Source organism: Clostridium chromiireducens (assembly GCF_003575225.1).
GTDB classification, from domain to species: domain Bacteria; phylum Bacillota; class Clostridia; order Clostridiales; family Clostridiaceae; genus Clostridium; species Clostridium chromiireducens.
Genome location: NZ_QXDJ01000007.1, coordinates 109483 through 128931, shown reverse-complemented (window position 1 = coordinate 128931; position 19449 = coordinate 109483). Strand labels below are relative to the sequence as shown.

General features: G+C 28.8%; 22 protein-coding genes, 1 tRNA gene and 1 riboswitch. Of the genes, 6 read left to right on the top strand and 17 right to left on the bottom strand.

Annotation, left to right across the window (positions count from 1 at the left end):
• Positions 1 to 3 precede the first annotated feature (3 nt).
• From D2A34_RS22705 to D2A34_RS22675, 7 genes are all read right to left on the bottom strand, one after another.
• Entirely contained in the window at positions 4 to 1221 is a 1218-nt protein-coding gene (locus tag D2A34_RS22705) for a YgeY family selenium metabolism-linked hydrolase (protein WP_341467269.1), read from the bottom strand.
• A complete protein-coding gene (gene guaD / locus D2A34_RS22700) occupies positions 1211 to 2488 on the bottom strand; it encodes a guanine deaminase (RefSeq protein WP_079439863.1) in 1278 nt (425 codons plus the stop codon). The genes D2A34_RS22705 and guaD overlap by 11 nt, the downstream gene beginning before the upstream one ends.
• Before the next feature lie 159 nt (positions 2489 to 2647).
• Positions 2648 to 3862: a diaminopropionate ammonia-lyase gene (gene dpaL / locus D2A34_RS22695; RefSeq protein WP_079439864.1), complete on the bottom strand. Its 1215-nt coding sequence runs from the start codon at positions 3860 to 3862 to the stop codon at positions 2648 to 2650.
• A gap of 330 nt (positions 3863 to 4192) precedes the next feature.
• Entirely contained in the window at positions 4193 to 4729 is a 537-nt protein-coding gene (locus tag D2A34_RS22690; protein ID WP_079439865.1) for a helix-turn-helix domain-containing protein, read from the bottom strand.
• Between the two features lie 350 nt (positions 4730 to 5079).
• Complete coding sequence (locus tag D2A34_RS22685) at positions 5080 to 5415, bottom strand: hypothetical protein (protein ID WP_079439866.1); 336 nt, start codon at positions 5413 to 5415, stop codon at positions 5080 to 5082.
• Between the two features lie 341 nt (positions 5416 to 5756).
• Positions 5757 to 5831, bottom strand: a tRNA-Trp gene (locus D2A34_RS22680).
• A gap of 174 nt (positions 5832 to 6005) precedes the next feature.
• Entirely contained in the window at positions 6006 to 6914 is a 909-nt protein-coding gene (locus D2A34_RS22675) for a metal ABC transporter substrate-binding protein (RefSeq protein ID WP_119367995.1), read from the bottom strand.
• A gap of 461 nt (positions 6915 to 7375) precedes the next feature.
• On the opposite strand from D2A34_RS22675, the gene tsaE reads away from it, so the two are divergent.
• Genes tsaE through rimI form a run of 3 tightly spaced genes read left to right on the top strand, consistent with a single transcriptional unit; the run spans position 7376 to position 9022 of the window.
• Complete coding sequence (gene tsaE, locus D2A34_RS22670) at positions 7376 to 7837, top strand: tRNA (adenosine(37)-N6)-threonylcarbamoyltransferase complex ATPase subunit type 1 TsaE (RefSeq protein WP_079442466.1); 462 nt, start codon at positions 7376 to 7378, stop codon at positions 7835 to 7837.
• On the top strand, positions 7834 to 8583 hold the full coding sequence (tsaB, locus tag D2A34_RS22665; protein ID WP_079442465.1) for a tRNA (adenosine(37)-N6)-threonylcarbamoyltransferase complex dimerization subunit type 1 TsaB: 750 nt from the start codon (positions 7834 to 7836) through the stop codon (positions 8581 to 8583). Before tsaE ends, tsaB begins: the two co-directional genes overlap by 4 nt.
• A gap of 1 nt (position 8584) precedes the next feature.
• Positions 8585 to 9022, top strand: coding sequence for a ribosomal protein S18-alanine N-acetyltransferase (gene rimI / locus D2A34_RS22660; protein WP_079442464.1), 438 nt, complete (start codon positions 8585 to 8587; stop codon positions 9020 to 9022).
• A 146-nt stretch (positions 9023 to 9168) separates the two neighbouring features.
• On the opposite strand, the gene D2A34_RS22655 is transcribed toward rimI, so the two are convergent.
• The 5 genes from D2A34_RS22655 to D2A34_RS22635 form a co-directional block, all read right to left on the bottom strand.
• A complete protein-coding gene (locus tag D2A34_RS22655) occupies positions 9169 to 9933 on the bottom strand; it encodes a DeoR/GlpR family DNA-binding transcription regulator (protein WP_079442463.1) in 765 nt (254 codons plus the stop codon).
• A gap of 199 nt (positions 9934 to 10132) precedes the next feature.
• Positions 10133 to 10294, bottom strand: a complete 162-nt coding sequence (gene rd, locus D2A34_RS22650) for a rubredoxin (protein ID WP_079442462.1) — start codon at positions 10292 to 10294, stop codon at positions 10133 to 10135.
• Positions 10295 to 10849: 555 nt separating this feature from the next.
• Positions 10850 to 11431: an ECF transporter S component gene (locus D2A34_RS22645; RefSeq protein WP_079442122.1), complete on the bottom strand. Its 582-nt coding sequence runs from the start codon at positions 11429 to 11431 to the stop codon at positions 10850 to 10852.
• 181 nt (positions 11432 to 11612) lie between these two features.
• Positions 11613 to 11729, bottom strand: a riboswitch (FMN riboswitch).
• Positions 11730 to 11825: 96 nt separating this feature from the next.
• A complete protein-coding gene (locus D2A34_RS22640; RefSeq protein WP_079442121.1) occupies positions 11826 to 12215 on the bottom strand; it encodes a bacteriohemerythrin in 390 nt (129 codons plus the stop codon).
• A gap of 133 nt (positions 12216 to 12348) precedes the next feature.
• Positions 12349 to 12942 carry a TetR/AcrR family transcriptional regulator gene (locus D2A34_RS22635; protein ID WP_119367994.1) on the bottom strand — a complete coding sequence of 198 codons (594 nt, stop codon included), beginning with the start codon at positions 12940 to 12942 and terminating at the stop codon, positions 12349 to 12351.
• 205 nt (positions 12943 to 13147) lie between these two features.
• Here D2A34_RS22635 and D2A34_RS22630 point away from each other — a divergent pair, with 205 nt between their 5' ends.
• Positions 13148 to 13660: a flavodoxin family protein gene (locus tag D2A34_RS22630; protein WP_119367993.1), complete on the top strand. Its 513-nt coding sequence runs from the start codon at positions 13148 to 13150 to the stop codon at positions 13658 to 13660.
• A gap of 12 nt (positions 13661 to 13672) precedes the next feature.
• Positions 13673 to 14323, top strand: coding sequence for a flavodoxin family protein (locus tag D2A34_RS22625; protein ID WP_079442118.1), 651 nt, complete (start codon positions 13673 to 13675; stop codon positions 14321 to 14323).
• 104 nt (positions 14324 to 14427) lie between these two features.
• Here D2A34_RS22625 and D2A34_RS22620 read toward each other — a convergent pair whose 3' ends face one another.
• Positions 14428 to 15054: a bifunctional 4-hydroxy-2-oxoglutarate aldolase/2-dehydro-3-deoxy-phosphogluconate aldolase gene (locus tag D2A34_RS22620; RefSeq protein ID WP_079442117.1), complete on the bottom strand. Its 627-nt coding sequence runs from the start codon at positions 15052 to 15054 to the stop codon at positions 14428 to 14430.
• Between the two features lie 46 nt (positions 15055 to 15100).
• Positions 15101 to 16048, bottom strand: a complete 948-nt coding sequence (locus tag D2A34_RS22615; protein ID WP_119367992.1) for a sugar kinase — start codon at positions 16046 to 16048, stop codon at positions 15101 to 15103.
• 358 nt (positions 16049 to 16406) lie between these two features.
• Between D2A34_RS22615 and D2A34_RS22610 the strand changes: the two genes are divergently transcribed.
• A complete protein-coding gene (locus tag D2A34_RS22610; RefSeq protein WP_119367991.1) occupies positions 16407 to 17204 on the top strand; it encodes an IclR family transcriptional regulator in 798 nt (265 codons plus the stop codon).
• A gap of 152 nt (positions 17205 to 17356) precedes the next feature.
• Here the strand turns inward: D2A34_RS22610 and D2A34_RS27695 are convergent, their stop codons facing one another.
• From D2A34_RS27695 to D2A34_RS22595, 3 genes are read right to left on the bottom strand one after another with little or no spacing between them, the layout of a single operon-like run.
• Complete coding sequence (locus tag D2A34_RS27695) at positions 17357 to 17452, bottom strand: hypothetical protein (protein WP_423236649.1); 96 nt, start codon at positions 17450 to 17452, stop codon at positions 17357 to 17359.
• Between the two features lie 43 nt (positions 17453 to 17495).
• Complete coding sequence (locus tag D2A34_RS22600; protein WP_079442114.1) at positions 17496 to 17750, bottom strand: DUF6171 family protein; 255 nt, start codon at positions 17748 to 17750, stop codon at positions 17496 to 17498.
• Between the two features lies 1 nt (position 17751).
• A complete protein-coding gene (locus D2A34_RS22595; RefSeq protein ID WP_119367990.1) occupies positions 17752 to 19227 on the bottom strand; it encodes an alpha-N-arabinofuranosidase in 1476 nt (491 codons plus the stop codon).
• Positions 19228 to 19449 lie beyond the last annotated feature (222 nt).

Here is a 19449-nt window from a genome sequence, read left to right as displayed (position 1 = left end):
TTCTTAGTCCTCTAATCCTAATAATGTTTCCATTATCTTATAATAACCTGCACATGACTTAGCTAACTGTTCTATTTCAATATATTCGTCAATAGTATGTGCTATGTTTTCTTTTGATGGACCAAATCCTATAGTTTTTATACCGGCTTCACCAGCATAATGGCTCCCATTTGTGCAGAAAGAATAATTAGTTATTTCTGGATTCAATCCTATATCACATAACCCCTTGAAAGTTTTTTGTATAAATGCTTCTTCTTTTTTATAACACCAAGCTGGAAAGAATCTCTCTCCTTTAATCACTTCTCCTGTATGACATTTCTCTGTTCCTTTAGCATAAGAGACCTTGTAATTAATATTAGCTGATTCATTTTTTAACTCATCTATTAATTTTATTATTGGCTCTAAAACACCTTCTTTAGTTTCACCAACTAGTAACCTTCTATCATAGGTTGCCTTACAATAGCTTGGTACAACAGATGCTCCTGGATAAGGCGATGATTTAATATCTGTAAGTTCTAGAATTCCTTTTCCTAAAAACTCATCTTCTTCATATTTAATTTCTTGAAGCTTATCAATTATTTTAGATATGCTATAAACTGCATTAACTCCTTTTTCCGGATTAGCTGAATGAGCAGGAACTCCAAAGGTCTCAACAACAATTTCAGCACGTCCACGCTGCCCTATTTTAAGATTAAGTTCAGAGGCTTCTCCTATCACTACATAATCTGGTTTTACAAATTCGCTTATATTTCTTGCTGCAACTCCTTCGAAACATTCTTCGTGAACTACCCCAGCTATATATATTTCTCCTGGAAAATCCCTGTTATTGTCCTTAGCAAAATATTCTGCTGCAATTATCATAGCTGCTAAAGAACCTTTCATATCAGATGTGCCTCTTCCATAAATCTTATCCTCATATATTTCTGCTCCAAAGGGATCATGCTTCCATTCTTCTGGATTATTTACTGGAACTGTGTCAATATGAGCATCAAAAAGTACTTTGTTACCCGGTCTGTTCCCTTTTATTTTTCCAATTATACTTCCATACTTATCTACAATAATTTCATCGAAACCAATACTTTTCATATTCTCTTCCAAGCACCCAACTACCTCTCCTTCGTTCCCTGAGTAGCTTTGAATCTTAATAATATCTTGGCAAAGTTTTATTAATTTTTCTTTTCTATCCTTATCCACAAATATCCCATCCTTCCTATATTTCATTTCCACATACGTACCTATTTGTTATATTTTTCTTATCACCTAGATATACTAATCTTTCTAATCTTTCTTCAATCGTTCCTTTATCAATTTTCCATAAGTTATCATCATCTATTATTAATGCATCAAATTCATATCCTTTTTCAAAGCTTCCAACTTTTCCAAAAAAGCTTCCTCCACCTTTTGTTGCTAAATAAAAAACTTCTTGAAGTGATAAAGATTTTTCATCTTCCATAAAGCATACTTTTCTTAATTTTGATATTTTAATTGCGCATGCCATTACAGAAAACATACTTAAACTTTCTCCACCAGCTATATCGGAACCAAGTCCTATCTGAACTTTTTTCTTTAATAATTTATTTATTGGAGATATTCCACTTGATAAATTTACATTAGAAGTTGGGCAATGAGCCACTATAACATTATTTTTTACGATTGTGTCTATCTCTTCTTCTGTTAAGTGAACACAATGAGCCATTATAGTTTTAGTTTGTCCAAAGAGATTGAATTGATTATATACATCACCATAATTTTTACATTCTGGGTGTAATTCCTTTACCCATTTAATTTCTGATAAGTTTTCTGATAGATGTGATTGGATTGGTACAACTTGGTTTGTTGCGATATTACCTAACGCTTCCATTAGATATCCTGTACAACTTGGCACAAATCTTGGTGTAATTATCGGTTTTACAAATTTATATTTTTTACTACAATTATCTAACCACTTTATTGTCATTTTTATTGACTCTTCACTGTCTTCTCTTAATATATCGGGACAATTTCTATCCATATTCACTTTTCCTACATATGATATTATTCCTTTTTCTTCAATTAAGTTCATTAAAACTTCTGTAGCTTCAGGGTGAATTGTTGCAAAAATAACAGCTCTTGTAGTTCCTTCAGCATATAGTTCATTAGCAAATTCCTTATACACCTTTTTAGCATAAGATGGGTCTCGAAATTTTGCTTCTTCCGGAAAAGTATATGTTTTAAGCCAAGGTAACAATTCTTTATCATATCCAATACCTTTTATAGCAAATTGAGAAGCATGCGTATGCAAATCTACAAAACCAGGAATTATAAGTTTATTTCCATAATCATTAATCTTTATATTTTTATATCTTTCTGGTAATTCCTTATATACTCCTTCAACAGAGTTCCCGCAAACTACTATATATCCATTTTCAACTATATTAAACAATTCACTTGTTTCTGTATATACTATATTTCCCTTTAAAATTTTAGTGTCATTTTCGCAACCTTTCATTTAATTCCACCCTCCTTAGTCTTATAGATAAAAACTGCATAAAATGTTCTTATAATTTAAATATCATATATATTAAACTTCTGTGTATCCCCATACTACATAACCAATGCTAACTTAGTCCTATGCGATAATTTATCGAAAGTATAAATTATATGTTGTTTATCTATAGCTTGGATACTTTCCATTCCATACTATGTCTCTATAGCTTTCTTTATCTGTATTTCCTTCAGTGCTGAAACAAAGGATTCTTGAATTTTCATCAAGCTTTAATTCTTCCTTTAACCATTGTAAATCTTTATTCTCCAAAATTTCTGCAATGAGTCCAACGGTAACCGCTCCGCTTTCCCCTGAAATAATTTTTTTATCACTTTCAACAGGGTTTCCCATAACTCTCATACCTTTTGCCGTCACATAATCTGGACATGATACAAAATTATCACTATAGTCGTGTAGCACTTCGTACCCTATTCTGCATGGCTCCCCACAAGCAAGTCCTGCCATTATTGTATCCATATCACCTGTAACAAAATGGAGCTTTCCATCATTTTTTTCTGAAGTTCTATAGATACAATCTGCCTTATTAGGTTCAACTATTGTTGTTATTGGTCTATTTTCACCATAGACACTAGCAAAAAATCCCTGAACCGCTCCTGCAAAAGCTCCAACCCCTGCTTGTAAAAAAATATGTGTTGGCATATCTTCTTTCATTTCTTGCAACTGCATATAAGCTTCATATGCCATTGTAGTATATCCTTGCATAATCCAAGTAGGTATTTTTTCATATCCTTCCCATGCTGTATCTTGAACCATTACCCATCCATTTTTTTCAGCTAAATCATTTGAAAATCTTACGGCCTCATCATAATTCATATCAGTTATTGAAGCATCTGCCCCTTCGGTTTTTATATTATTTAACCTTTCTAAAGAACTGCCTTTTGGCATATAAACTACGGATTTCTGTCTCAAGCGATTTGCTGTCCATGCTACTCCACGCCCGTGATTTCCATCTGTTGCAGTAATAAATGTTATATCACCAAGTTCTTTTTTTACTTCATCAGAAGTCATTTTGTCGTACGGTAGATTATCTATATCTTGTCCTAGTTTTTCAGCAATATAATTACCTATTGCATAACTTCCTCCAAGTACTTTAAATGCATTTAATCCAAATCTGTATGACTCATCTTTTACATATATATTACTCACGCCTAAAGCACTCGCTAAATTTTTTAGCTCAGTAAGCGGAGTCATACTATAATTATGAAAACTACTATGAAATTTTTGTGCCTTTCTTGCAACATCAATATTTAAAAAATCTAATGATGTTTTCTTTTCATTTTTCCTCTTAAAGTTAACATTCTTAAAATTTTCAGTCATTATGATTATCCTCTCTACTCTTTAATACATAAAATCAGTTGCTATTATTTTTACCTATACTTAATTTTTCATGATACTTCTTATTCTATCTAATTATTTAACAATAGATTAATGATAATATACGCCTTTGCACAAACCGCTTACTCTATGTTTATTTTAATTAAAGAATACTTATTCAATATCTCGTACCAATAAAAAAAAGCCACCACAAATAATTATGTGATGACTCCATTGTCAATATAAGTTTAATGTGACTAAATTTATTTAATGTCTGTATAATATCATTTCTTAGAGAGGTTGTCAATAAATTCATAATGATTGTATTATTTTTTAGAATTGAGGAGGAGTAATGGTTGAAATAAATATTAGTTCTTCTGTACCGGTATTAATAATTTGATGTGGCGTTGTTCCAAAATAATAAATCGTATCTCCTTCTTCAAGGGTATACTCATCTGAACCTATTTTTATCCACATAATACCTTTTAAAACATAGGTTACTTCTTCTCCAGGATGAGTTAATGGTTCACTGCAAGTCATTGCGCCTGGCTCCAGCTTAGCCATAAACATTTCAAGCTGCCTATCCATATCTGGACATAGTAATTCATATGTCATATGAGATTCGGAAAATCTTATTTTCTTTCTTCCATTATGTCTCACTACTGGATTTTTGGCCTTATTATCTATTAAGAAGTAAAACACAGCCACTCCCAAAACTTCTGCAATTTTACGTAGTGATGAAATTGATGGCTCTGATAAGTCCCTTTCTATTTGACTTAAAAAACCAGATGTCAAATCTGTTTTTTCAGCTAATTCCTTTAGGCTCAATCCTAATTGTTGCCTTCTTTCTCTTATTTTTTCTCCAATCATATAAATCTCTCCTCACAGTCAGCAGGTTTTTACACTTTTTTTCTACGTATCTATTATTATCTATTAGCTTATATAAATAGTCAACATATCTAAACTAGAATTTTCCTATTGCATGTTACTCTGGATGATTTCCTCTCTCATAATTATTATTATTTTCATATTTTATTTAGTATGTGTAACTTAATATAGTCTTATTGTAAGTTATTAAATTATGTGAAAATACTTGCTCCTTAAATAATTTATTACCAATCATTTTAAATATTATAGCATTAACAATCAACTCGAGCTTTATATCTCAAATCAATTGTTAATGCTATATTTCTAGTAAATCATCAAATTTAAAGCAATTGTCAACTTATAGAATAATCTATAGCTGCATGTCCATTACATTCAGGTTTATTTGAGCTTATCTTAACTGTTATAGTGGTTTTATGAAAGAAACTGGTACTTATAATACATGATATTTCCTCGCTTGCCTTAATACTTTGCCATTGGCCACCACCGCCATCTGAAGATACAATACTTACTGAATAACTTCCATCTTCCGGTGCTGTAATCTTTCCACGAATCTTTACATTTTTACCAAAACCATACTCACTAGCTGTATAAATATAATCTCCATTTTTATCGAAAATAAAATCAAAACCTATAGAATCTTTATCTTTATTAGAGTATTCTTTTGACATAAAAATTAACCTCCAAAATATTTTTCATTTCCTTAATATTGTAAACTTCATTTACTAATACAATTGCATATTTTACTTAAAGTAAAATAATATATTTACAAATTCAACACCGTATATTATATTCTCAGATCTTTTCAATGTTGCATATATTAGATATATTTATCTTTATTGATCGTATTAGCAAGATTTCGTTTTTACATCAGATTTTAAGTAATGTGAAATTTTTCAGTTAATTAAATTATAATTCTTAAATCAATTTTCCTTAAATTGCTCTCAAATTTATAGTATTATATATTTTTAACAAAATAAAAAAGCCGTAGTACAACGTACTACGACAATTATGGCAGGGGCAGTAGGATTTGAACCCACAACCAATGGTTTTGGAGACCACTACTCTACCGTTGAGCCATACCCCTAAGACATTACTCATTATATAATATATTTATAAATAAATCAACAATTTTTTTAAATTTACCTTTATATGTCTAAATTAAAACTACCCTAAAAAGTGCATCTAGTAACGAATAGACATGCTTTTTAAGGTAGTAGATAATTAAATAACGGTTAATACAATATACTCATAATTTATATTATGCTTCACTCGTTGTAGTAACTGATGTTGTTTCTTTTGCTTTTGCCCACTTTGATAATTCCTTTACATTATATAAAATCAAATCATCAAAAGACATATCACCATAATATTTCCATAATTTTATGGTGTTATATGCTGATAAATCTAATTTAGTTCCATTTTCTCCATCTACTATTATAATTACTTTTTTAGGATCCAAATTATTTATCTTAATAAATTCAGCTATTTCGTGATTATCAAGTTGAATAGTATTCAAATTTAATGATTTAGTTAAGTAATCAAAATCATTATTTAGTGTTATAAATCTATATTCACTAAGTGATTTTAACTTATCTTCATATAATTTAATATTTTTATCAAACTCTTTTATAGCTATGTTATAATTATCCTCATAATAATCTCTATTTTGAGGATCCCTATCTTGAATAGCTGCTTTTACATTATATAATGCTATCTTATATTCTTCTATACCTTCAAAATAATATGGATTTTCTTTAGTATTATTTTCATTAGAATAATTTAAAAGTCTAACACCTCTAGCTAGGTTTATTATACCTAGATTCCCCTTTTTTAGCTCATCGATGAGCGAAACACTCCAGGGCTCAAAAGAAGTACCTGAATATATAAACAAATCCATATTTGATATATTATTTAAAACACTTTCACTATATTTGAATTCACTAATGTCCTTTTCATTAGTAAACATATACTGTACATTACACTTATCTTTTATAATTTTCTTAACCATATCATACTGTGGTTTATTAACTGTCATTATGTTTAAATACTTATCTCTACTTTCAGTTCTATTATTTTCTGTATTGGCTAATAACGGGCTTGAAAATAAACTCATACCTAAAGACAATGCAATAGTTATGATTACCATCGCAAAGGTAATCTTCTTCAAAATAAGTCACCTCCAGAATTCAACTCATTTACTTATAAATTTTCTAACTTATTCTTAATTAATTTCTAAAGTTTATTCCCCAATAAATTTATTAATTTAAACATAGAATCTTATGTTAGTATCATATGTAATAATGCATATTTACTTTCTTATTCATCTGTCAATTTAAGTTTAGTATGCATTTGTTCTTATTATACCAACTAATTCAAAATAAATATATACAAATTTATTACATTTTTCTGATTATTAAATTTGTATTATAAAGATTTAGGTTAATAATATATTTTATAGTAAATATTATTTAATAATTTGATTTTATATAATTTTGTTATAAAATAAGAAGATAAGAATTCATTATCTTTACATTTATTATCCCATAATAAGAATTATATTATGTGAACATATAATAACTTAAAATCCTACAATGTAAGATTTAGATTCTTACCCAAAGGAGGAATTTCATGGAATTTGAAGTTTATAATGTAGATACTACTACAAAATTAGGAATACAACTTGGCAAGATGCTAAATCCTGGTGATATAATTTGTTTAACCGGAGATTTAGGTACCGGCAAAACTCATATTACAAAGGGAATTGCTCAAGGCCTAGGTATATATGATACTATCACCAGTCCAACATTCACAATTGTTAACGAGTATGAAAGTGGAAGATTAAAACTTAATCACTTTGATGTATATAGAGTAAGTGATCCTGATGAGGTTCATGCAATCGGATTTGATGATTATATTTTTTCAGATGCCGTATCAATTATAGAATGGGCAAATTATATAGAAGAAATCCTGCCAGAGGATTTGTTACATATTAAGATAACGAAAGATCTTAATAAAGGTGAAGATTACAGAAAAATACTTTTGACTCCTTATGGGGAGAGATATAATTATATAAAGGAGCTGAAAATATGATTACACTTGCAGTAGACTCATCTTCCAAGGTTGCAACTGTTGCTTTAATGAAAGATGGAAAATTGCTTGGAGAAATTACTCTAAATGACAAAAAGGAACATTCAGTTATTTTAATGACAATAATTGAAACTTTATTAAATACAAATAATATGAGTATTAATGACATTGATGGTTATGTAGTTTCAAAAGGACCTGGTTCATTTACAGGACTTAGAATTGGCATGGCAACAATAAAGGGTCTTAGTTTTGGAAGCGGAAAACCTTATGTAAGCGTATCTAGCCTAGATGCCCTAGCACTTAGTGTCGCTAATTTTGACGGTATTATATGTCCAATAATGGATGCTTTAAGAAATAGTGTCTACACATCATTATATAGAGGACATTCTAATTTAACTAGTTCAAGCAAAACAAAAGATTTAGATACAAACACTGACCTGCAGGTTTATCTTGAGAAACTTTTAGATTATTCTGCTTTAGACATGGATGAATTAATCGAAATAATCAAATCAAAGAATGAAAAAGTAATTTTTATAGGTGATGGTCTAGATAAGTATAAGGACTATTTAATTGAAAATTGTCCAAATTGCTTCTTCCCTCCTAATCACCTTAATTTAGTTCGTGCATCTTCTTTAGGAGAGATTGGCAGTTCTCTATTAAGAAATGGAATATTTGATAATTCAGATTCCAGTCCATTTTATCTAAAAAAACCGCAGGCTGAAAGAGAATATGAGCAAAGGATGAAGTAAGATGTGTGTAAATATTGATTTAATGAAAGAAGAAGATATTGAGGCCGTTTTAACTATCAGCTCATTAAGCTTTGCTGTTTGCTGGAGTAAAAGTTCCTATATTCAAGAATTAACTAATCCTGTTGCAAAATATTTTGTAGCTAAAATTGATGATAAAGTTGTTGGTTTTGCAGGAACATGGATTGTATTAGATGAATCACATATAACAAATATAGCAGTACACCCAAGCTACAGAAAGCAAGGAATCGCATCTAAACTACTTGAAGAATTGCTTTCTCACTGTAAAAGGCAAGGCTGCGTAGCCTATACTTTAGAAGTAAGAAGCAGCAATACAGCCGCAAAAGCTCTTTATGAAAAACATAATTTTAAGCAAGATGGCATTAGAAAAGGCTATTATGAAGACAATAAAGAAGATGCAGTGATAATGTGGCTAAGATAAAACTAAAACATAAATAGCTCATAAATAAAACATACACTTATATTCACAAGTGTATGTTTTATTAGCTAAAAACCATTATTAAGGTATTAATTGTTTTTTCAAACTTTCTAGGGTCATAACCATATTAATTATGCAGGTAACTATTATCAAATTAATTCAATTTCATTGTTTTCTAATATATCAATAATTTGCTCATTGGGTTTTTCGTCAGTTATTATAGAATTTATATCATCAATCATCGCAAATTTATAATTACCATCTGCAAAGAATTTCTTATTTTCCATAACTAAAAATGTCTTTTTACTAGATTGTATTATCGTTGCTTTTGTTATTCCGTCTTCGATCTCAAAAGTGGTTATACTTCGGTCAAAGGCATCTATTCCACAACTACCTATAAATGATTTATCAAATTTATATTTTTTAATAAAATCATTTGTTGCAGATCCTATAAATCCATTTAAGGATTTATTTAAAACTCCAGCCGCCAATACTACCGTTATATTATTATTTGAAGCCGATAAGATATTTGCAATTTCTAGCATATTAGTTACTACTGTTACTCTTTTAGCAGTGTTCACGATAGCTTTTGCTATCAAAATATTAATTGTAGATATATCTAAGAATATGGTTTCCCTATCTTCTATTAGATCTAATGCTTTCTTGGCAATTTCAGTTTTAGTTGAAATATCGACTTTTTCTCTTTCTGAAATATCATGTAATTGGGACGACTGCCTAATTTGAATAGCGCCTCCATATGTTCTTTTTAGTTTTCCCGCATGTTCTAACTGTTTCAAATCTTTTCTTATACAATCTTCCGTTACTTTAAATTTTTGACTCAAATCTTTGACTTTTATTTTCCCCTGTATATTTAGAATATTTAATATCTCGTTAAGTCTTTCTTCAGTAAACATACTACTCATTCTCCTGCTTGTTATTGTTGCACTACATTATTAATTAATATTTATATAAATAAGGGACTTTCAAAACTTTTATAATTATTTTGATAGCCCCTTATGGTTACATCCCTAGAAATAAAACAGTTCTTAAAGCTACTGTTTTATTTCTCCTTATAAAATTATATCCTTATTATTGTATAAAAAACAATACAAATTATTGTTCTTTTTCAAAATCTGATTTTGGTACTCCACATAGCGGGCAAACCCATTCATCTGGAATATCATCAAATTTTGTTCCAGGAGCTACACCATTATCTGGATCACCTTCTGCCTCATCATAAATATAACCACACACTGTACATACATATTTCTCCATATTAAAAACCTCCCTTAAATTAATTATATAATATAATCAAATATATATATTGTATTAATAATTACATACTAAAGTGCGTATTTTTATTTCCAATATATATATTAATTAAGCATTTATATCATAATTCCTTTGCTTAAATAACACATCTATATTTAGCTTTATAGTTGAAATATTTTAAAGCTAACATTTTAAATTTTAATAATATGACATTATTATTACTTATTATTTACTCTGCTATACATTATGTTATTATCTATAAGCTTTATATATTCTTATAAACTTTAGTATTTCCTCCTATCTTTTGGTTAATAATGATTACAATACCTTTATATTAATATAATACTAAATAATCCTTTATTAATCAATATTAATTATTAATTAATATTGATTTTTTATTTTTAAGTAAAATATAATAATTTTGAAATATTATATTGGTTTTGGCTTGGTAAAAAAGAAAGGCGTTGTGAATAATATCACATATGAACTAAAACTAAATAAAAGGCTATAACAAAATTTTCAAAATCTTGTTATAACCTTTAATAAACTACACTATTATTATACAGTTTTTGTCTTCTTTCCTGATCCACCAAAGTTTGGCTCAGCCTTAAAAATTGATACAGACACTTTTTTATACAATATATATGTTAATACTGATACCATAATAGCCTTTACACCATTAAACGCTAGCAATGCCCAAATATAGCTTTGTAACATATCCGCTGGCATTTTCATTCCATAAGCCGGTAATAATAAGTATATGTTACCCACTATTCCCATTATCTCCATAACAACTCCACCAATGATCATTCCTAATATCGCATTTTTTTTGCTTTTATTTCTATAATAGATAAATGATGCAGGTAATATTAATGAAGCACCAAATAAAAAGTTTGCAGTTTCTCCAACGAATCCTGTTTGGCTTCCTCTTATTAGTGGAATCAAAAGATTTTTTATTAATTCTATTATAACTCCAGCTATAGGTCCAAAACCAAATGCCCCTACTAATGCTGGTACATCACTTAAATCGATTTTCAACCATGAAAATGCAGGTATTATTGGAAAATCTAAATACATAAGAATAATTGCAATTGCTGATAATAAAGAAATTTTGATTAGTTTACTTGTTTTTTCGTTCATTTTAACGCCTCCCAAAAGTTTATCTTCTTGGGGTAGCTTATTAGGCTTAATCTTTTCAAACCTTCTCACTTTATATAACTTAATTGTTTGATTTATAAAAGGAAATAAAAAAACCTGATGCAAAATACATCAGGGCATATACTCAAACAAATAAGAATAAAGAAAATCTTAATTCCTAATAGGTTACCTTCTTTCATCCAGACTATACTGTCGGCTTCGGAGTTACACCGAATCTGCTTTTATAAAGCTCGCGGGCTATACCGCCGGTAGGGATTCACACCCTGCCCTGAAGATATAATATTTATTTACTTTTATTATATAATTATATAATAAAATATGCAATACTTTTTCTATATACTAATTCTTAACTTTTATATCTATTTCAATTAATATATTATTGTCCTATAAATTTATCTGTTTTTAATATATGTTCTGTTAACCAATCATTTAAAAAGTTCAAAATTTTAACTAAACTTTCATCTTGATCTACATCGATGTGTTTATAATCTATATTTTCAAGGGACTCGATAAATTTTGCATGTTCTATTTTTTGAGTAAATAGCCTTTTATAACCTATACTCTCCATATATTCTTCTTCTGATTTAAAATGAAAAATAGTATAATCCTTTAGTTCGTCTAGTATTTCTACTATTTTATCATACTTATCAATTGCAAACTCATCTTTTAATAGTATATATGCCCTATCTGCTAATTCAAAAAGTTTCTTATGTTGTTCATCAATCTGTTCTATACCAATTTTATACTCTTCTTTCATTTCATACATGAATACATCAACCTTCCTTCTAATAAAAATTCAACTTTAAATAAGCCCATTTTTTATTAATATATCATTTTTTTCCGACAAAGTCACTATGATTAATTTTTTTCACTCATTGATTTTAATGACATAAGTTATATTAATAAGTTATATTTTGTCTTAATATTTCTTCAACTAATTCAATATAATTTCCTTTATATATGAACATCTTATTAGATAACATAGTTGCAAGACCATGAACCATTGCCCACATAGCAATTATATCTTGTATATATTTTTCCTCTTTTACATTTTTACTTTTCAAGAAATCAATTGCACAATTTTTAAAAATATTGAATGTACCATAATCAGAGCTTTGTAATTCATTATTCTCTACAGTTATTCCGTACTCATTATTTTGAGAAAAGGCAAATTTTAAATAATCCGGATTTTCTACCATGAATATCACATACTTTTTTCCTAATTCAATAATTCTTTCATATGGATCAGTTCTATATTTCTCTACTATTTCGCTTAATGAATACTCAAAATTACTAAATACATAATCTGATATGGCGCTAATTAACTCCTCTTTATTTTTAAAATGTTTATAAGGTGCCGCATGACTTACATTACATAATGCCGCAACCTTTCTAATAGAAAATTTCTCAGCACCTTCTTCATTATATAGCTTTAATCCCATTCTAATTAAGCTTTCTCTCAAATCACCATGGTGATATTTATCATTTTGCATTTAAAAAACCTCTTTTCTAAATTCCTTTATAGATATACAATATATAGCTTACGCTTATATGATAACTTACCGAGATTATATATATAATACCACGGCATGTTGACACTGTAAACTTAAGATGTTATGATATTATCAAGTTGACAGTGTAAACATAAATAAATTATACATTGAATATAAATTAATATTAATATAAGGAGGACTTATAATGTTATTAGTTCATGATTTAAATGACAAAGATTCAAAGGAGATTATCCCACTGCTGCCATCTGAATCTAAAATTCTCTCAAGAGAGATAAACAATATTAAAGGGTGTATAGGTTGCTTTAATTGCTGGATTAAAACTCCTGGAAGATGTATTATAGAAGATTCTTATACTGAAATGCCTAAATACATCTTAGAAGGTGGTACTTTCGTAATTATTACTCAAATAAAGTATGGATGTTATACTTCCTATGTCAAAAATGTTATTGATAGGTCCATAGGATTTTTATTGCCTTTCTTTCAAACAGTTAATGGTGAACTTCATCATCTTCCTCGTTATAATAATGACAATCTTAAGTTTATTGTTATTGGATATGGTGATGATGTTACTCCTGAAGAAGAGCAAACCTTTAAAGATTTAATTAAGGGAAATGCTACAAATTTATGTTTTTCCGATTATAAAACTTATGTAGTAAAAAAAACATCAGATATAAGAACAATAATAAAAAGTTTGTAGGGGGTTAAATTAATGACTAAATTGTGTATTATAAATGGCAGCCCAAGAAAGGGACAAGGCACTTCCAGCCATCTTATAAATGAATTAATGAAATTATTAGATAAAAATATTACTGCGAAAGAATATTATATAGGTACATTTATGAAAGATAAATCATTGTTTGAAGAAATTGCATCCTATAATAAAATTGTTTTTGTTTCCCCTTTATATGCTGATTGTTTTCCCAGCACTATGTTAGAATTTATGGCTGCTTTTGAAGATTTTATTAAAGAAAATGGTACTATAAAACTTGATATGTATTGTATTATCAACTGCGGCTTTATAGAAGGTACTCAGAATAAAACCGCAATTAATATTATGAAACACTTCTGTGATAGACTTGATTTCAATTGGCGCTTTGGAGTTGGAATAGGTGGGGGAGAATTTATGAAAGGCTCTAAAGATATGCCTCTTAATTCTCGAATGAAAAAACCTGTTTACAATGCATATTTAGCATTAAAAGAAGATATAGAAAATTCGACTTCTACTCCTGCTAAAGAAAATATACTTGTTAATGCAAAGATGCCTAAATTTATATTTAAAATTGCCGGAAATTCGAGTTGGAAATCTATGGCCAAGAAAAACGGCTTAAATCCAAAAGAACTTTATAAACAGATCTATTAAATAAATAATCCACAGAGAATATAGTTAATACTAATATCTATGTGGATTATTCTATATATTATGGTTATTATTTAAGAAGCTAATTAATAATTATATATTTTTTCTTATAGACTTTTTACTTTACTTATAACTTCAGCACAATATTCTGTAACACCTGCTGCTCCGTTACTTTTATATACTTTATTCAAATCACTACCAATACCGCTGCAGTCTGCTCCAATTTGTATCCATTCATCTATGTTATCTTTGTTTACTCCACCAGTTGGCATTATGCTAAGGTCTGGAAATATTGATTTTGCTGCTCCTATAAACGCTTTTCCAACAACATTACCTGGGAATACTTTTATAAATCTTAAGCCTAACTTATAAGCTTTATTTAATTCTGACATTGTCATTAACCCTGGTATTATTAATGCTTTTCTTTGATTTGCATAACTTATTACCTCTTCATCTATACAAGGAGAAACAATAAAATCAGCATTGTTTTCAATACATGCATCTACAGCATCTTTAGTTAATACAGTTCCTGCTCCAACGCAAGCATTTTTATATTCTTCTTTTAATTCCTTTATTAACTTAGGTGCATTTGGAACACTCATTGTTACTTCTATAATGTTCATTCCACCTTTAATTGCTGCTATACTTATTTCTTTTGCTTCTTCGTATGTCTTTGTTCTAATAACAGCAACTGCTTTTTCTTCTTTTAATGTATTATAAATTTTTTCGAACATTTTAACACCTCATCTAATTATTTTAATATTATTTTTAATCTTAATTCTATCTTTCTATTTTTTTAGCTTGCCCTAAATGTACTAAAACATCCTCATGGTAAGGTAATCCTTCATTATCACCTTCAACACCAACCACTAGGGATCCAACTGCATTTGCATATCTAACACAGCCTTCTAAAGTTTCACCCTTTATTAATGCATTTAAAAATCCTGCTGCAAATCCATCTCCAGCACCTACTGTGTCTACTAATGCTTTTGGCTTAATAGCATCTACTTCATAGATATTTTCTCCATCTGAACCAAGAGCACCCTTAGCTCCTTTTTTTACTACAACCTTACCAATTCCATAACCATGGAAAGTTTTGATTGCATCTTCTATAGTTACATCCCCTAATAATATTTCAATTTCTTCATCACCTATTAAAAGAATATCCACGTCTGTTAATAATTTTTCTATATATTCCTTTGCCTCTTCTTTTGTCCACATTTTTAATCTAATGTTAGGATCAAAGGATACAGTCAGATTATTTTTCTTTGCGAGTTTTACTGCTTCTAATATAATTTCTTGATTATTATTAGTTATTGAAGGAAATACTCCCGTGATATGGAGTACTTTTGCACTCTTAAAATATTCCTCATTTAAATCTTCACACTTCATTGTACTTGTAGGAGATTTTTCTCTGTAGTAAAATGACCTACTTGATCCGTCTGCTAAAACTTCTCTAAAATATACTGAAGTTGGATATCCATCTACAAGTTGAACTTCTGACGTATCTATCCCTTCTCCTCTTGCAGTTTTCAATATATGTTTTCCAAAATCATCATTACCAAGCCTACTTATCCATCCTGATTTTAATCCTAATCTTGCACACCCCATTGCAACATTTAATTCTGCTCCACCTAATTTTCTTTTGAATGTATCACAAAATATTATTGGTCCCTTTTCTTGAGGACACATTGCAATCATTGCATCTCCTATAGTAATTACGTCCATAAATTAATACACCACTTTCAACTTATATATTTATTTTTAGCCTTACCAAGTACGTAGAGATAGGTTTATATATTTATACTTGATAAGGCTATGATTAATTTTGAAATTAATATCATATATAATTAAAAAATATTATATATCTCATTATTAAATTTTTTATTAGGCTTAATATTATCTTCACTTTATTTTTATATCGTTCCACATAGTGGAACACCGTTTCATTTATATCTTAATTTTAATATTATCACGCATAATTGTCAATCATACTAGTATAAAAACTTTAAATTTTCTATTTGTTAAAATTTACTTTAGACATTACAATGTAATATAAAGAAAATATTATTCAGGAGGATTTAATATGTCTGAGGATTTAAATAATTCTAATTTAGTTCAATCTGTAGAACGTGCTCTAGATATACTGGATTGTTTAGCAGAATCTCCAAAGGGATGCGGAATTGGTGAACTATCAAAAAGCTTAGGTTTGAGTAAAAGTACTATACATAGAATAATTACAACTTTAAAATATAAAGAATATGTTACCCAAAATAAAGAAAATGATAAATATCAACTTGGAATTAAAATTCTCAACTTATCTTCTTCCATAACAAGTAGTATGGATTTAATTAATGTCGCTAGACCTCATATATATGATTTTGCGAATAAAGTTGATGAGGTTATACATCTTTGTATTCCAGATGAATCATTTTCAAACATAATTTATGTGGATAAGGTATCTTCTGAAAATACTAGTAGAAATATAATAATGTCTTCCAGCATAGGTAAAAAAGCACCTATTTATTGTACTGCCTCTGGTAAGTTATTACTGTCTCAATTTTCTGATGATAAAATAAGAGAGCTATTAAAAGATACAGAGTTTGTAAAGTATGCAGAAAATACAATAATTGATGTGGATATTCTTATAGAAGAAATACGCGATATAAGAAAAAATTTATATTCACTAGATAATATTGAATATGATACAGGAGTAATATGTATAGCTGTGCCTATCTTTGATCGAACTAATAAAATTATTGCTTCGATTAGCCTTTCATCAGTTACTATATTTAATACTATCGAAGATCTACTAAATTACAAAAATGAATTTATGAACGTCGCTAATAAAATTAGTAGACTTATGGGATATGTTCATTCTTAAAGTAAAGGTTGGAAATTTCAATTATTTTAGCCTTATCAAGCACTTAGAGATAGGTTTAAAACTTGTGCTTGATAAGGCCATTATTAATTTATGGGATATTATTATATATGATTAAAGAGTATTATATATAGTTTTTGCTATCATTAATTTAATTACAAAATGATTGTAATACTTCTTATATAATCTTCGATTTCTTTGCATTTGCAGGTATTAAAGAAATATCCTTTAAATTTTTTCCACTTACGGATCCCTCTGATAAATCTTGATCTATTTCTTTTTATTATGATTATTTTACCAGTACTTTTCTATATCAGGGCAATAATTTTTCTTAATTGCTGCTCTCATCTCAACAAAGCAACCACAAATTTTACACATGCCGTTAATTAAATTATCGCATTGCATACATATTCCTAGTCGTTTTTTATATGCTTCATCTTCTGTTTTTATATGCTTATCTAAATTTTTAATATAATCCTGCATATGCTGATATTCTCTTTCTTCAAATATCTCATCTAATAAGCATTTTTTACAAAATCTCTGTTTCATATTATTCTATTACTAAGTGAATCACACTACATTTAGGAATCTTAAAGTCGACCCCTTTATTTGTAATCTTGAAATCTATAAATTCTGCAGGTTTCACTACTTCTGGTGCGTCAAAATCATTGTAAGCGCCCATTTCATTTGATAGAATTGTACCTTTTACAGATTTGATTTCTCTGTCCGCAAAGATTCCTTGTATGTCATAAGACTCAGAAACAGATAAGTTATTTAACGTTACATTAATTCTTCCTTCTGCATCTACAGATACTGATTCATGTAAATTAGGCACTTGATTTTCTTCTTCAACTCCAATATCTTGAGTTTCTATATAGCTTTCAACAAGTGTTGCTTCTTGATGGCTTTTATACATATTAAATACATGGTAAGTTGGTGTTAATACCATTTTTTCTCCTTCTGTTAAAATAACAGATTGAAGTACATTTACTAATTGAGCAATATTTGCCATCTTGACTCTATCACAGTTTTTGTTAAAGATATTTAAGTTAATACCTGCAACTAAAGCATCTCTCATTGTGTTTTGTTGATATAAAAATCCTGGGTTAGTTCCAACTTCAACATCAAACCAAGTTCCCCATTCATCAATTATTAATCCAACTTTTTTTTCTGGATCATATCGATCCATTATAGCACCATGTCTATAAATTAACTCTTCCATCTTTAATGTCTTCTTTAATGTTGTATACCATTCTTTTTCGTCAAATTTAGCTGCAGCGCCTTTTTCTACCCAATTCTTTGTAATGGTATAGTAATGAAGAGATAATCCATCCATGAAATTACTTGCATTCTTCATCAAAACATCTGTCCAATCATAATCGTCTGCATTTGCTCCACAAGCTATTTTATAAAGTTTATTATCAGCATAATTTCTACAATAAGTTTGATATCTTCTATACTCATTCGCATAATATTCTGGTGTCATATTACCACCACAGCCCCAATTTTCATTACCAACTCCAAAATATTTTACCTTCCAGGCATCTTCATTACCATTTTTCTTTCTAAGATCAGCCATTGGAGAGATACCTTCAAATGTTAAGTATTCAACCCACTCAGACATTTCTTGAACAGTTCCACTTCCTACGTTACCATTAATATATGGTTCACATTCAAGTTGTCTACATAGTTCCATAAACTCATGAGTACCAAAGCTATTATCTTCTACAACTCCACCCCAGTGAGTATTTATCATTTTTTTACGATTTTCTTTTTGTCCAATTCCATCTTTCCAGTGATATTCATCAGCAAAACATCCACCTGGCCAACGAAGTACTGGTATTTTTATTTCTTTTAAAGCTTGTACTACATCATTTCTCATTCCATTTGTATTAGGAATTTTAGAATCTTCACCTACATATAATCCTTCGTATATACATCTACCTAAATGTTCTGAAAAGTGTCCATAAATTTCTTTATTAATCTTTCCTTTTTTATTTTGCACGTTTACAAATAGCTTGCTCATAATATCCCCCTTTGTTTAAGTAAATACTTTAATATTTAAGTTTTAATTTAACCTTATTTATAATATACTATAACCAAATAATGTCGTCAATGCATTTTATATATTTTTTATCCTCATTATCCCTATTCTTTATTGATTTACAAGCATTATCATTTTTGCTATAATTCAGTTATCATTTATGAGATGCATATATTTCAATTCTTATTTATTTAAGTTATAAGT